7 protein-coding genes are annotated in these 16,757 nt (G+C 36.2%); all 7 read right to left on the bottom strand.

Annotated elements, in window-relative coordinates; translation table 11 throughout:
• Positions 1-352: 352 nt before the first annotated feature.
• Positions 353-3,277: a GH92 family glycosyl hydrolase gene (locus tag BXY64_RS05770; protein WP_120238963.1), complete on the bottom strand. Its 2,925-nt coding sequence runs from the start codon at positions 3,275-3,277 to the stop codon at positions 353-355.
• Between the two features lie 166 nt (positions 3,278-3,443).
• Positions 3,444-5,465: a basic secretory protein-like protein gene (locus BXY64_RS05765; protein ID WP_120238962.1), complete on the bottom strand. Its 2,022-nt coding sequence runs from the start codon at positions 5,463-5,465 to the stop codon at positions 3,444-3,446.
• Positions 5,466-5,515: 50 nt separating this feature from the next.
• A complete protein-coding gene (locus BXY64_RS05760) occupies positions 5,516-6,961 on the bottom strand; it encodes a basic secretory protein-like protein (protein WP_120238961.1) in 1,446 nt (481 codons plus the stop codon).
• 97 nt (positions 6,962-7,058) lie between these two features.
• Positions 7,059-9,398: a GH92 family glycosyl hydrolase gene (locus tag BXY64_RS05755; protein ID WP_120238960.1), complete on the bottom strand. Its 2,340-nt coding sequence runs from the start codon at positions 9,396-9,398 to the stop codon at positions 7,059-7,061.
• A 63-nt stretch (positions 9,399-9,461) separates the two neighbouring features.
• Positions 9,462-11,783 carry a GH92 family glycosyl hydrolase gene (locus BXY64_RS05750; protein ID WP_120238959.1) on the bottom strand — a complete coding sequence of 774 codons (2,322 nt, stop codon included), beginning with the start codon at positions 11,781-11,783 and terminating at the stop codon, positions 9,462-9,464.
• 91 nt (positions 11,784-11,874) lie between these two features.
• Complete coding sequence (locus tag BXY64_RS05745) at positions 11,875-13,407, bottom strand: RagB/SusD family nutrient uptake outer membrane protein (RefSeq protein ID WP_120238958.1); 1,533 nt, start codon at positions 13,405-13,407, stop codon at positions 11,875-11,877.
• A gap of 17 nt (positions 13,408-13,424) precedes the next feature.
• A complete protein-coding gene (locus tag BXY64_RS05740; protein ID WP_120238957.1) occupies positions 13,425-16,676 on the bottom strand; it encodes a SusC/RagA family TonB-linked outer membrane protein in 3,252 nt (1,083 codons plus the stop codon).
• Positions 16,677-16,757: the final 81 nt, after the last annotated feature.

The following is a 16,757-nucleotide window of genomic DNA, read 5'->3' as shown; positions in this document are numbered from 1 at the left end:
TTTAAAACAAAAAACTGCTCCTTTAATTGAAGCAGTTTAAAGCAATTAATACATAAAACCACTTGCATCAAAGACACCATTTGGTATTGGTACAAAGAGTTTTCCTCAGCCTCAGCTGTTCCAAAGAAAGTGTAAATGTGCTTTGCTCCCGGATCCACTGGAAGTGTAACCTCTGCAGATTGACCAGAATGACCACATGGAAGAACTATTAGAAAGACACAATATTAAATCCACAAGCCAGATTCCAGGCTGTATAAAAAAAGGGTTAGACCATATGCCTAACCCTTATTATTTCATTTACACCCCTTGTGGGATAATGTCCTTATTGGAATAATCAACTAAATAATAGCAACTAATTTGCCAAGTGTTTATAAAATTCCTTTGGGATTGTTTGACGAGCAATGCCAGGGCCTTCCCACTCAACCACCAAATCAATATGATCCGAACATTGATAGAAACCCATTTGTATTTGATGCAATCCCTTCTCCAATTGCAATTGTGCCTGTTGACCAAAAGTAACTGTTTTTCGTCCATCACTTTCAAACAGTTCCTCACCATTAATGCTCAACTTACATCCATCGTTCGACGACATATAAAAAGTATACTCGCCCGATTTTGGGATGTCAATCAGGCCTTTAAAATCGAGTCCTATCCATTCTTTTCTCGAGCAAACATCCAAAGTGGGAACTGAAACAACTCCTGTTTTCACAGGCTCATCCAATTCATAATCGTAAACAGAACGGTAAATTCCTTCGAAATAAGAGTATTGTAACCCTTTTTCTATCTTCTTTGCATGATAGTTTCCCGAGTTTTGCTTTGTTAATCTTCGCTTTACCACAATTCCGGGTTCACATCCTTCTTTGTAGGTTCTGAAGCTCAAACTTGAACTTTTACCGATTTTAAATGCTTTCTTAAATTGTTGACTTTGTTTATTAGGTTCTGATCCATCGAGGGTATAGTAGATTTTAGCTTCAGGATCATTACATCTTATATCTACCAAAAATTTTTCAATAAACACATCTGATGATTCTGTCAGGTAAGCAATTGGTGAAGCATTAAACTCAACATTCAAATCAATATTTGTGCCCCAAGCTTCATTAGGTGTATCCCCCATTTCCAATACCAAACTTCCTCCTTTTAGAATATCTGCATGTGATAAAGAACTTAAATTCAAATCTTTTCCATTCAGTATCGCTGATTGTATATATTTATTTTCATTACTGTTATGATTTGCAATAAGTGTAAAAGTTTTTCCATTGTCCAAATGGATTTTCACTTTAGAAAATATCGGTGAACCAATGGCATATACAGATTTACCCGGACAATCGGAATAAAAGCCCATTGCGCTTAATACATACCATGCCGACATTTGACCACAATCTTCGTTTCCACACAAGCCATCAGGTGTATCCTGGTATTGTGTAGCCATTATTTCACGAACCATTGCTTGCGTTTTCCAAGCAGCTTCTGCATAGTTGTATAAATATGCCATATGATGACTTGGTTCATTTCCGTGAGCATACTGACCAATTAGACCACTTACATCCGTATCATCACCAAGTTCGTGCTCCATTTCAGTTGCAAATAATTTATCAAGCCAATGTTCCAGCTCTTTTTTATCTCCCAATAAACTGATTACCCCTGGAATATCATGTGGAACAAACAGGCTATATTGAAAAGAGTTTCCTTCAGTATAATTGTATCCAACTGCTGTAGGATCAAAATTGGGAACCCATTTGTGCTCATCGGTTTTCCCACGCATAAATCCAACTTCAGGATCATAAATGTTACGATAGTTAGAGGCCCTGTTCATATAATAAGAATATCTGTCGGCCTTGCCTAAGGCTTTTGCCACTTGTGCTATACACCAGTCGTTATAGGCATATTCCAATGTTTTGGATACGGCCTGACTGCTTTTATTGGAAGGTACATATCCTAAGGTTCGATAGGCTTTTAATCCTCTTTTATCGAGCATCGCAGTTCGCTCCATTTCGGTGAAAGCATCCTCCAAACTAAAATTTGTAATTCCTTTTGCATGTGCATCTGCAATTAACGAAACAGCATGATAACCAATCATACAACGAGTATCGTTCGAAGCCAACTCCCACATTGGATATTCTCCAAACTCCTTACTCTTTTGAACCAAACATTGTGCAAATTCACCAGATCTATCTGGCTCAATAATGGTTAACAATGGATGTAATGCTCTAAAAGTATCCCACAAAGAGAAAACAGTATAGTTGGTAAAACCTTTGGCGGTATGCACTTTTCCTTCCATTCCTCTGTACTTTCCATCTACGTCTTGCGAAATATTTGGGCTTAGTAAAGAGTGGTACAAAGCTGTGTAAAAAATGCGTTTTTCCTGCACACTTCCACCTTCAACCTCTATTTTGCCCAAGCTTTTTTTCCAAATCGCTTTCGCTGATTTTCTTGCCTTATCAAAGTTTACTTCTTCCGATTCTTTCTCCAGATTTTTAAGTGCACCCTCTGCACTTACATTCGATAAAGCAACCTTCAGCTCAATAGCCTCTCCTTTTTCTGCATCGAAAAATACCAAAGACTGCAATTGAGTTCCTTTGATTTGCTCAGCACTTTCCTTTTTTTGCTTTGCGTTAAACAATTCAACGCGTTGAAAAGCCTTGGAGAATTCGATAGCAAAAAACAGTTGCTGATCACCTGCCCAATATTTAGATCTTCTTTTTCCAACAATTCGCTTTTCGCCTATGAGTTTTATTTCAGAATCAATAACAGGATCACGATGAATTAAATCGAGCAATATTTTTCCTTCTCCTTCCTCATCAAAAGTGTATTTATGGTATCCAACTCTGTTCCCTGCAGTCAACTCAACTTTTACCTTGTAATCATCCAAATAAACAGAATAATAGCCAGGTTCTGCACATTCAGAGTCATGAGAAAAACGTGAACGATAACCTGCATCCGGATTTTTACTTGTTCCTGAATTCAAATTGACCTTACCTGTTATAGGTAATAATAGAACATCTCCATAATCGGAAACCCCTGTTCCTGATAGGTGAGTGTGGCTAAATCCGATAATAGAAGAATCGGAATAATGATAACCACCGCAACCATCCCAAGATTCATCGTTTCGAGTATCAGGGCTTAGTTGCACCATTCCAAATGGAACCTGTGCACCAGGATATGTGTGACCATGAGCACCTGTTCCGATAAAAGGATCAACATACTGCGTATAATCCTTTTTTGTATCACACGAATACAAGATCATACTTAAGACTAAAATCCATATAAAATTTCTCATTATTGTGGTCCAAATTATTAATTGTAACTAAATTTTGTCAAGACACCTCTTAAAGTTAAAAATGTATCCCTAAACATTTTTTTGTTAAAGTATATATAACGAAAGGTTCCAGCGCAATATTGCTAACTGGAACCTTAGGCTTGTTTAGTCGATCTTCTAATTCAAACTATTCAGCAGTACCAAATAATTCCAATTCGCCAATCATTATTCTTTTGTTATCGCCCTCTTCAATTTCGGCAGTCATTGAGATTCTATGGTAAGAGTAATACTCCGAATTGGTGAAAGTAAACTCTTTTCTTTCTTCGAAAGCTACTATTCCTGTTTCTGATACCGAGGTAATTTCAGACCAGTTTTCTCCATCATTAGAACCTTCTAATACAAAAGTATCAGGAGTAAATACATAATCGATGCCTAAAATATTAGCAGTTGCTGTAATTGCTACTTTAGTAACATTGTGTTTAGCTTCTGTTGCGAAAGTAAACCAAGTATTGTCGTTCATATTAAAAAATGCAGTTCCTGCATCATTATCAAAAGCAAAGCTTGGTAATCCCCAATCGAAAAAGTCAAAACCTTCCTCTTGCCAAGTAGCTGTAGAATTATCAGTAATATCAACAGTTTCTGAAGAAGAACCAGAATTTCCACCTTCTTTGGTTCCCATCAGCTCTAATTCTGCTAACTGAAAAATTCCCCCTTGGTCGGTATTTTCAAAATCGAATTTATAATATTTGTACTCTTTGTTATTATTAAAAGCAAAAGCTTTGGTCTGATGTCTTTCTTCAAAAGAAACATCTTCTCTAATATCTAAAACATCCCAGTTTTCGCCATCGTTACTAGCCGAAAGAATTACTTTTTTAGGATCTCTGCCTGGAGCATCATCAGCAGATGTTAAAGTATAAGATGAAACAACAGAAGAAGTTTCGCTCTCCAAACGCACCCATGTATTATCAGTAAAAATCAAAAATTTAGAAGCAATGTTATTATCAATGATATTTCCTATTTCTTCACCTGAAGGAGAATCAAACTCAGTATCTCTAATAGCTGTAAAACCTGTATCTGTAACATCAATTAGATCGGCTACAGGCTCCTGATTAGTATATTCAGGCTTTTCTCTAGCCTCTCTCATTTCTTTTAGATCTGCATCTATTTCAGAAATTTTCCCGGAAGCAATATCCGCCTGATACTCGTTCCACAATGCACTTACCGAAGCATCTGCTCCCAATACCATTTTAATTGCTTCCTCCCACGACCATGGGTTGATATTTTTTGCAGTAGCATTAAACTTGTAAATGAACTTAGGATCTTTTGAATGCAACCAGTCAATAAAGAAAGCGGAAGTATTGTAACCATCATTCCAGTTTCCACCTGCTTTACGCTTGCTTACAGGAGTAAATCCTACAACATAGCGAACGTAATCAGCTAAACCTTCAATAAAACCATAAAAATCAGTTCCCGACTCATATCCTCCAGCTCCCTGAGGTTCATATTGATACCCATGAGTAATTTCATGAATTAATACTCCTTCGATTTCTCTAATCAATTCTTCATCGCTTAAACCTTGATTTTTCTTTTGAACCAAATAGCTTGAGCTAAAATCGATCTTGATATGTGGAGCAGATCCTCCTTTAGCCGAAATGGTTTCTGAATCTTTTACTGTATAGGTAATATTAGAAACCTGATTAACATCATTAGCTAACAAGAACAATTCGAAACATACTTTTAAACAAGCATGTTTAATAAAATCTTGCTCATTAGGTATTAACTCCTTATACAAAGCACCATTTTCGTTAATGGTTTGATTGGTAAAATGAATGGTTGGAAAAGCGAAACTATCCCATCCGGCATCATCTGTTACTGTAATAAAATCAACAACTTCCTTAATATTCTCACCATACTCATTACTAATTTTTAAGCTTGCCTTAAAAGCTCCTAATTCGTTATAGGTAACAATAGGATTTTCTTCGGTACTAGTAGCAGGAGAACCTCCCTCGAAAGTCCACTCGATATTTGTTGCATAAACCGATGAGTTGGTAAACTGTACTGCATCTCCAGGAAATACAATTTGCTTATCGGATACAAACTTGGCTTCTACATTGGCCTCAACTTTATCAAGTTGAAACGATTCTTCTTTATCGCAACTGCTTAAAATTGCTAGTAATGCAATAAAGAAAACACTTACTAATTTCCTCATAATTAAAATTGTTTAGGGTTATTTATTTTTGCAATCAAAATTGATAATTATTATTTATTCGCATTTAAATACGCTTGATACTCATCCCATAACGATTGAGTAGATTGATCAAAGATTTTATTGGTAGCTGCATCCCAAGACCAAGGAATAATAGTTTTTGCTGTTTGGTTCATTTTGTATACAAAATCAGGATCTTTTGTATGTAACCAATCGATGAAAAAAGCTGTTGTTTTGTAACCATCATTCCAATGACCACCAACTTTTCTGTACTCGTAGCTGGAATATCCTGCTTTTAATCGAACATAGTCAGCTATTCCTTCTAAAAAACCGAAAAAATCAGATCCTCCGGCATAAGCTCCTGCTCCTTTTGGCGAATACTGATAGCCATGAGCTAATTCGTGATACAAAACACCTACAATCTCATCTACCAAATCCTTATTGCTCATTTCTCCTTTTTTATTTTTCAGGTACAATGAGCTAAAGAAGATATTGATATGTGGAGGATTCCCTCCTTTTGCCGATATGGTTTCTAAATCCTCAATTGAATAATCTAAAACATTTAAAACATCAATTTCATCAACACTTCTGTACAAAATCTTACAAACATTTAAACAAACATTATTGATTAATTCTTTAGGGTTTGGAACCAATTCTGTGTACAAATCACCATTTCCTCCTAATGTTTTATTAACGAAGTTAATTTTAGGATAAGAGAATTGATTCCAGCCACCTTCGCGTTTAACACTCACATAATCGTTTAAGATTATAGTGTCTTTCAATCCCTTATTCTCGGCTACTAACTGCACAGGATATTTCCCAAAATTTTCGTATTTCACTTTTGGATTTTTTGCTGTACTTGTTTCTGGCTTTCCTCCTTTAAAATACCAATGGTAAGCATCAGCCTGCACAGACAAATTGTTAAACTCAACCAATCCTTTTGTAAAAAAAGCTCTGTCTTCTGCTTTAAACAAAGCTATTGGAGTGTTATCATTGCTATCCCAGGCAGCCAATAATTCTACTTCGGAAAGTTGCAAAATATCGTTTCCATTACTTTCCAATTGCAAACGATAATATTTATAGTTTTCATTTGCAGATACAGGAAAGCTTAGCTTTTGATTACGTCCTGAAAACTGTAAATCTTTTTGCCTATCGATTTCTTGCCACGTTTTTTTATCATTACTAGCTTCTAAAACGCAAATCATTGGATCACGTTCCTCGGCATCCCCTCCCGAAACCAAAGAATAGGAACTTAACTTGCATTTTTTTAAAGTGGTAAATTGAATGCTGGCACTGCTGTTAAATGTTAAATACTTCGAATAAACATCTCCATCAACCAACTTAATAACATCTTCACCAACAGGAGAATCATTCCTATCAGACATTACCTCACACTTGTAATTTGTTACATTTACAGGAGTGGTTTCCTGCAAATTACAAGACATAAGTAGTGCTGTTACACATGCTAACAGCATGAGTTTACTTCTGTTTTTTATCATGTTTATTTTATTTCGCTTACTGTTATTTTTAAGTGATTTAAAAAGGATTTTCTATAGCCAAAAGTCAGGTTTCCAGCTATAGAAATTCACATTAAAATTATTTTGTAGTAGAATAAGGATAAGAGTCCTTTGAAATTCCGCGCTTTTTATTTGGGCGACTGCTCATTTCGAATAGCAACTCTCCTCCATTTACAATATCAGTATGGTTCACATAGTTTTTATCCCACTTTTTACCATTTAATTTTACCGATTTGATATAAATATTCTTCGATGAGTAATTTTTAGTTTTTATGATAAACTGCTTACCATTTTCCAAATTTAGAATTGCCTGATCAACCGAAGGTGCTCCAATTGCATACTGACCAGAACCAGGACAAACAGGATAGAATCCTAAAGATGAAAAAATATACCAGGCCGACATTTGTCCACAATCATCGTTGCCACACAAACCATCAGGTTTGTTCAGGTACTTGGTTTTCATTATCTGATTGATTCGCTCTTGAGTTTTCCATGGCTTACCTGCCCAATTGTACATGTAAGCAACATGATGACTAGGTTCGTTTCCGTGTACATATCCACCCATAATCCCCTCACGGGTAATGTCCTCGTTGTGCTCAAAATATTTGTCTGGAATATGCATGGTAAAAAGCGAATCCAAATGATTTGAAAAACGCTTCTCACCACCCATTTTGCTAACCAAACCACTAACATTCTGAGGAACATATAAGGAATAGTTCCAAGAATTTCCTTCGATAAAACCAGCTGCATGAGTATCCAAAGGATCGAATGGACTTACCCACTCTCCGGCCTTGCTTTTGGCTCGTACATAGCCTGTTTTATCATCAAATAAATTTCTCCAATTTTCCGATCGTTGAATGTATTCTTTTGCAATAGCATCTTTTCCCAATGCTTTCGCCAATTGTGCAATTGTATAATCATCGTAAGAATACTCTAATGTGATAGACGCTCCCACTCTGCTTGTTTCGTGAGGTACATACCCATAACTTAGATAATCACCAATACCATCGTATTTTTTATAATTTGCACTTGATAAGCAAGCCTCCAAGGCTCTTTCTTTATCAACACCTTCCAACCCATTTACCAAAGCATCGGCAATTACAGGTACTGCGTGATAACCAATCATACACCAATTTTCATTACCAAAATGGCTCCAAATAGGAAGAATTTTATGAACACTCTGATCGTAATGTGCCAACATGGAATTGATCATATCAGCAGAACGTTTTGGCTGTATCAGCGAAAGCAAAGGATGTTGTGCCCTGTAAGTATCCCACAAAGAAAAAACAGTATAGTTTGTAAAACCATCAGCTTGGTGAATATTGTGATCTAAGCCTCTGTATTTTCCATCCACATCCATATATTCAACAGGATTGATGAATGAATGGTATAAAGAAGTATAGAAAGTAACTTTTTTCTCTTCAGACGCCGCCACTTGCACACGATTTAGTTGCTTTTGCCATTCTGCTTTGGTAGCCTTTCTAACTTTGTCGAAATCGAAATGAGGAACTTCTGCTTTCAAGTTTTTTAATGCTCCTTCGGTACTCACTGCCGACAAGGCAAATTTTACTTTTATCTTCTCATTTTCCTTGGTAGAAAAATCAAAATTCGCAGTTAATGCTTTTCCGGCCATTTCAGGAAAATTATCCGTTTCGTCGAATTTGCGCCAAAAACCATTGTACACCACTTTTTCATTATTACGACATCCGTAATTTTTAATAGGCTTAGAAAAAGTCATGGCAAAATATTGATAATTAGATCTTGCCCAACCTCTTGTTATTCGATAACCTGTTACCAAAGTATCATTTTCAACACGAATGGTAGACCACAAAACCTTGCCATCGTAATTATAAATTCCATGAGTTAAATCAAGAATAATATGAGCATTATCAGTAGCAGGAAAAGTATACTGATGAAAACCTACGCGCTGTGTGGCTGTTAATTCCGCTTTCACCTTATAATCATCCAATTCAACTGTATAATATCCAGGCTCTGCCTTTTCCGTCTCTTTTCGAAATAGCGAACGATAACCCTTGCTGGTATTTTCGATTGTTCCTGGATTGTAATTTACCTTCCCAACTGTTGGCATAATTAGGAAATCACCTAAATCGGAATGTCCTGTTCCACTTAAATGTGTGTGGCTGAAACCAACGATTGATTTGTCCTGATATTGATATCCGGCACAGTAACGATAAACTTCTTTATTGTACTTTCCTTCGTGAATAAACTGTACACTATCTGTATCGGGACTCAACTGAACCATTCCGAATGGAGCACAAGCCCCTGGAAATGTGTGTCCCATTTCTTCGGTTCCAATAAATGGATCTACATACTTTGTTAAATCAGTATCCTGGGCAAATGCTCCTCTTCCAAGAACAAGAAAGAAACAGCTACTTATGGCAAAAATAATTGATCTCATAAATCTGTATTTTAGTAATTTGTTACTAATTTATAAAAATACTTTTGTCTGGCTTAAAGCCGATTACTTCTCTTCAATACCATCAGAGAATGAAGGAGGGCAAGCTGATTTTGATGATGCAAAGCCTTTATTCATAACATCACCTAAAACAAACTCTATTTTCCCTCCATCCACAATATCTGAATAACTAAACCAAGCTTTGTTCCAATCAATACCATTTATTTTTACCGATTGGATATAAATATTTTTCTCTGAAAAATTCTTAGCAATAACTTCTATTGCATTACCATTGCTCATGTACATTTTTACATATGGTAAAGCTGGAGAAGTGATTATGTACTGATCGCTACCGGGACAAACAGGATAAAAACCCATAGCATTAAAAATATACCAGGCCGACATTTGTCCACAATCATCGTTTCCACATAAAGAACCAGGCGTATTACCATACTGAGTAGCAATAATCTTACGCGTTAGCTCTTGTGTTTTCCACGCCTGTCCGGCATAAGAATACAAATGACTGATGTGATGGCTAGGCTCGTTTCCATGCCAGTAATCTCCAATTCTACCATGAATATCATCTACTCCTATATAATCTTTACCCTCTTTATTGGCAAAAACAGCATCTAATTTCTGAGTAAACTCCTGATTTCCACCATAGCAGTTAATTAATCCCTGAACATCATGTGGAACGGTCCATGTATACTGCCAGGTAGTACCCTCTGTAAAAGCACCCAAATGCTTGAAAAAATGAGGATCAAAATCTGGCATCCAATTGCCTTTACTGTCTTTAGGTCGCATCCAGCCAATATTAGAATCGAAAAGATTTTTGTAAGCCATTGCTCGTTCCGAAAAACGCTTAGCATCTTCAGTTTTACCCATTGCCTTAGCCATACGAGCAATGCAATAATCGTCGTAAGCATATTCGAGGGTTTTCGATACCGATTCGTTTTCTATATCATAAGGCACATAACCTAATTTTTCGTATTCTTTTGTTGCATCGTATTCGGGATGAGTTGCCGAGTGAACACATGCCTGATAGGCCAAATCCCAATCTACACCTTTTACTCCTTTAAAGTAAGCATCAACAATTACAGGCACAGCATGATAACCAATCATACACCAGGTTTCGTTATTCCAAAAAGACCAAATTGGTAACAATTTATCCGGGCTTTGTTTGTAATGCTCCAACATAGAATTAATCATATTGGCATTTCTATCGGCCTGTGTTAAGCAAAACAAGGGATGCGTTGCACGGTAAGTATCCCACAAAGAAAATACGGTATAATTGTCAAACCCTTCTGCTTTATGAATATTCTGATCAAAACCTCGGTAAGAACGGTCAACGTCAAAATAGGTATTGGGTGCCATAAATGAATGATATACGGCTGTATAAAAAGTTTCTTTTTGAACTTTGCTTCCTTCTACTTCGAATTTAGCCAATTCGTTTTTCCAAAGGGCTTTTCCTTCAGATTTAATTTTTTCAAAATCCCAATGAGGAATTTCCGTATCTAGATTTTTCATGGCATTGGCAGTACTTACTGCCGAAATACCCACTTTTACCATAATTTGTTCCGCTTCCTTTGTACAATAATCGGCCACAAATTGAATATCGGGACCAGCTGACTCTACACTACTCCTAAATCGGTAGGTTTTATATGAGTCGTATTTTTCTTCCTTTTTATTCGAAAAAATACGAGTAGCATCGAAAGGTCGGGAAAATTTGGCAGCAAAATAAACATAGCGTTCTTTTGCCCAACCTTTTACCTGGTGCATCCCAGTAATGGTGTTGTCATCCTCAACTCTAACATTCGACCAAATTACTTTATGACGCAATACATGGCTCAAATCCAAAACAATATGTGCACTATCTGATTTTGGAAAAGTAAAACGCATTAATCCAGCTCTATTACTAGCTGTTAATTCTGCTTTAATTTGGTAGTCATCCAACAAAACAGAGTAATAATTGGCTTCAGCAATCTCATTTTCATGAGAAAAGCTTGACAAATATCCAGGTTCTGATAAATCTTTTTTCCCTTCGTTAATGTACAATTTACCTGTTGTAGGCATAAATAAAATATCACCTAAATCAGGAATTCCTGTTCCATGCAAATGAGTCATGGAAAAACCATAGATGGTACTATCAGAATATTCGTAACCCGAGGCAGCTCCCCATTCCCATTTTTCAGTATCCGGACTTAATTGCACCATTCCGAAAGGAACCTGAGCACCAGGGTAAGTATTTCCTTCGCCTAAAGTACCCACCAAAGGTTTTACAAATTTTGTGTAATCTCCCCCACTTTTAAGATTTCCATTCTTTTTTGCTGAGCATGCCTGTAAAAGCAAAGCTGCAAAAATGAAAACTCCTAACAATAATTTATTCATGCTTTTCTATTTTCTGTTAACTACAACAATTTAGGCAGCTAAAATTTTATTAGTTGAACTGGGCAACCAGTGCCCAGCTCAAATTTCTTAATTAATAACCGTCGTTTTGTTTCAGGTTGGTATTGATATCTCTCTGAGTTTGTGGTATTGGAAATAGAATTCTTGTAGCATCACTAGTTGATTCTTTTTCCCAACGAGGCTGTAAATATTTTCCAAATCGAATTAAATCAGTTCTACGGTGTCCTTCGTAAGCAAACTCTCTACCACGCTCTGCCAATAACTCATCTAAAGTTAAGGCAGTTGTAGTGTATTTGTTTTCTTCAAATTTATCTCCAAATGCACGTTTTCTCACTTCATTTACCAAATCAACCGCAGTTTGATCTGCTTGTCCGTTGTTTTGACGCATAATTGCTTCTGCTTTGTTCATAAGTACCTCTGCATAACGAATTAAAACAATATCGTACTCTTGATTCCAGTTTAAACCTGCAATAGCCTCATATTTTTTACAACGTGCTCCTTCAAACAAACCTTCACTATGAAAAGTTGTTACCTCTTTAGAATAAACAAGCTGTCCACTACCCGGGTTTCCAGCTTCAATATATACAGGAGTTCCATCTGCATAAAACTGAGGACCAACTGCAAATTGTTTTTTACGAGTATCATCATCACCATAAGAATCATAAAAACCCTCTTGTGTGATAATTCCGTTCCATCCACCTGCATCTACGTGATTGCTCCAGTAACAAGTAAGTGCGTGCAAAGGTGCTGACATAGAAGATCCCCCTTTTTGGGTAAGTACCTGAATGTTTTCTTTTGATAAATTATTATCTTTTGAGAAAGCACTTAAATAGTCTGCCTCTAACTCGAAAAAATTAGAAGAAATAACAGCATCACACATTTTTATGGCATCCTCGTACTTATCGACGCCAATATAAGTATTGGCATTTAGATACAAACGAGATAGTAAAGCTTCAACACTTTGCTGACTAAAAAATCCTTGAGCATAAGGTTCGAAAGCAGTTGGTAAACTTTCCTTAACAGCTAAAAATTCTGTTTCTATAAATTCGAATACTTCCTGTGCTGATTTTGTTTCTGGATAGTAAGGATCTCCTACTTTGGTTACAATCGGAATATTTCTCCAAAAATCGAGACCAATCATGTGCATGTATGCTCTGTAAGCTCGCAATTGTGCCTGCATCTCAGATTTAGGAATGGACACTCCCATTTCTTCAAAATCCTTTTCTTCTATCCCCTCAAGAACAGCATTGGCAAAACCAACACCTTCCCAAACCGTATTCCATGATGATTCTATTTCGCCGTGGCGAGTACCCCAGGTATGCTTGTGCAATTCAGACCAAAGAGCATTATCATAACCATGATTTTCTGATGTTTTGGTTGTCCATGCTGCCATATCAGTACCTAAAGTTCTCAACTTTAAATAGTAATAGGTATCACAGAAAAGCAAATGTGACCAAGGACGCATATAAGCACCTTCAATTTCCTCAGCTGAAGTATAAAAATTAGTAGTTAAATTACTACTGTACACTTTCTCATCTAATTCGGAACAAGAGTACTGCATTAATAATGCCAGAACTCCTACTATAAATAATGATATTTTTTTCATTCTATAATCTCCTCCAATTAAAATTTAACAACAGCGCCAATTGTAAATGTGCGTGTTACAGGGTAAAAATTCAAATTATCAAATCCTGGGGTAATACCAGAATGGCCTCCAAGTTCAGGTGATAATCCTGAGTAATTAGTGAAAGTATGCACATTGCTGCATGAAACATATAATTTTGCATAGGAGACATTCTTCCATTTGCTTGTATCAAAAGTATACCCTAAGGAAATATTCTGAATTTTTAAATAATCTCCATCCTCTAAATAGTAATCGGAATATTGAGAAGGGGCACGTAATGGACTTGATAAAGCAGATGTATATATATTGCTTTGAGGAAATTTATCAAGATTCTCCATATAAATTCTACCAACGTTAAGCACTTGATAATCGAAAGCACCACGCATAAAAATCTCCAAATCGAATCTTTTGTATTCCAAACTATTGGTTAAACCAACAAAATAGTTAGGCATTCCATTACCAATTACTTCTTTATCGGTATCAGCATGGTAACCTTCAACTTCATCATTAAGATCTTTAAATACCCATCCACCATTTTCATCGAACTTATCGAAACGAGGGCCATAAAAATCACCAATAGATCCACCTTCTTTTACTCTGTAGGCACTACCTAAACCATTACCTGGCAAATCTCCGGCATAAAAAGGAACAGGTTCTTCATCGGCATTGGATAGTTTCTCAACCTCGTTTACATTATAAGAAACATTAAAGTTAGCGTTCCATTTTACTTCTGTATCTTGAAGAATTTTAGCATTTATACTTAGCTCAATACCCTTTGAAGAAATCTCACCAATATTACTAACAATGGTAGGTTTAATTAAAGAAGGAACAGGAGCCGCTGCGCTATACAACATATCATCCGTTTTTCTTGAGTACAAATCTACACTACCATCAAAACGATTTTTTGCAAGAGCATAATCAAAACCAATATTGTATTCCTTTTTGCGCTCCCATTTCAAATCAGGATTTGGATTTTTTTCTAAAGCGTATGCACTTACCACATTTCCATTGAACACATAAGGCAAGCCTTCCTGAACAACCGTTGATAATGAATTATATGGGCCTGTAGCTGGGTTACCTGTTTCTCCATATCCTACACGCAATTTCAGATAATTAACAAATGATAGTTTTTCCATAAAATCTTCATCAGATATGGTCCAACCTGCAGATACTCCATAAAAATTACCCCATTTATTATTTTCTCCAAAAATAGAGCTACCCTCTCTGTTGTAACTAACTGTTAATGCATATTTATCATCATAAGTATACACTAAACGTCCTCTCCAGGATTCAAGGGTTTTCTCGCTTCTTCCACTTCCCATACTTGCAGGTCCATTCAAATCCTGAACTCCATCATCATTAACAGGATTTGTTAATTTAAGTCCTGAACCAATTGAATGCCATAGAAATTTATCGTTTACAAAGCCCGAGTTACTCATAGAGTAGGTATACCAGGTATCTTCTTCGTGAGTATAGTTGGCCATTACATTAAAATCGTGCTTATCGAACCTTTTTCTGTAATTGATATTTCCCTCGTAAGTATATTTATAGCTATAAAAAGATGATGTACTTGCTACACCCTTAATATCATCTTTTGCTAAATTTTCATTTTTCGATGAAGTATAAGATCCTGAATTTGCATCTTCTACTTTCCAGGCAGCTCTACCTCCAACTGTTAATCCTTTTACTACTTCGAACTCTGCAAAAACATTCGCTAATAAAACTTTCTTAATATTCTCGGTAGAGTAATTTAGTATATTTCCAATTGGATTATCTACACCAAATTCCTGGAAGGTTGCAAATTCTCCATTTTCTTCATAAACTGGTCTAGTAGGATTAAACTTGGCAACAGAACCAAAAGCTCCATAATCTGCCAATCTGTATTTTGCCTGAGAAGCAGATAAACTCAAACGCACATTTAATCGATCGTTAATCGCTTTGTGATTAATGTTAATACGACCACTTAAGTTTTTCTTAAAAGATTCTAATGCAACACCTTTATTATCCATATAATTAATAGATGCGCGATAATTAGAATTTTTATTTCCTGCACTAAATGCGATATTATGAACCGTGTTGTGATTAGATTGTAGCATTTCGTCGTACCAATCGGTAGAAGCATCTCCTGTTGCAACACCCATCTTATTTCCTAAAGCTCGAAACTCATCAGCAGTTAAAACATCAGGTCTTTTGCTAATCTGATCAAATGCGTAATAACCAGAATATTCAACTGTTGGTTTTGATTCTTTCCCCTCTTTGGTAGTAATTAAAATCACACCATTAGTACCTCTGGATCCATAAATTGCAGCTGCAGAACCATCCTTCAAAATTGAAAAAGTAGCAATATCCTCAGGAGCAACAATATCTAAAGATCCAACGGCAACACCATCAACAATGATTAGTGGCGATTGACCTCCTGTAGAAGTTACCCCACGAATTAAAATGTCTGGACTAGCATTAGGATCTGATCCTTTAGGAGTAGACACTGTTAAACCAGCTACACGACCTTGAATTTGCTGTACCGGAGAAGAAGCAGTTACCTTAGCAATATCATCAGTATCAACAGTAGCTACAGAACTGGTAATTTGTTTTCTTTGAACAGCACCATAACCAATTACCACAACTTCCTCTAAACCTTGTGTGTCGTCTTGAAGTGTAATATCGAAGCTTGTAGCAGCAGATACTATAAGTCTCTGCGAAGTCATACCTATAAAAGAGTATAGTATAACCTGGTTCGACTCTACGTTATCGATTTCGTAATTTCCATCAAAATCAGTTACACCACCACGTGTAGTTCCTTCGATAACAACACTAACTCCTGGTAATGGTAATCCCTTAGAATCGATTACCTTACCCGAAATTTTCCTTTTTTCTTGATTGTTTTGCTGAAGAGGCGAAATAACAATGTCCGTATCTACAAGCTTGAATGTTAAGTTTGTACCTTTTAGTACTCGATTCAGAATTTCCTCAACAGACAAATCCTTTGCATCTACACTAACCTTTTTTGAATGAGGCAATTGCTCATTTTTATAAAAGAAATCAAAGTCTGTTTTAGCTTGTATTTCTTTAAATACATCTACAATAGAAACATTTTGCATTTTTACAGTAATACGCTTCTCCTGATTGATGTTCTTTGCATAGCCTGTATATGCAGTAGAAAGTAACAGCAAAATGTTCACCAAGCAAACAATTGCTAAGCGTCTGCCATATTCTCTCCATTTAGCAGACATTAAAAACGATTTTTTTTTCATAAATTTAGCGGTTATTAATTAATGAATCCTTTTGTCAATAAAGAGGTTTATTTTGCAAAGGGAAATGTTACCGCATTTCCC

Source organism: Marinifilum flexuosum, from assembly GCF_003610555.1.
Classification (GTDB): Bacteria; Bacteroidota; Bacteroidia; order Bacteroidales; family Marinifilaceae; genus Marinifilum; species Marinifilum flexuosum.
The sequence above is the reverse complement of the archived record's forward strand: the minus strand, read 5'-3'. Positions and strand labels throughout refer to the sequence as shown.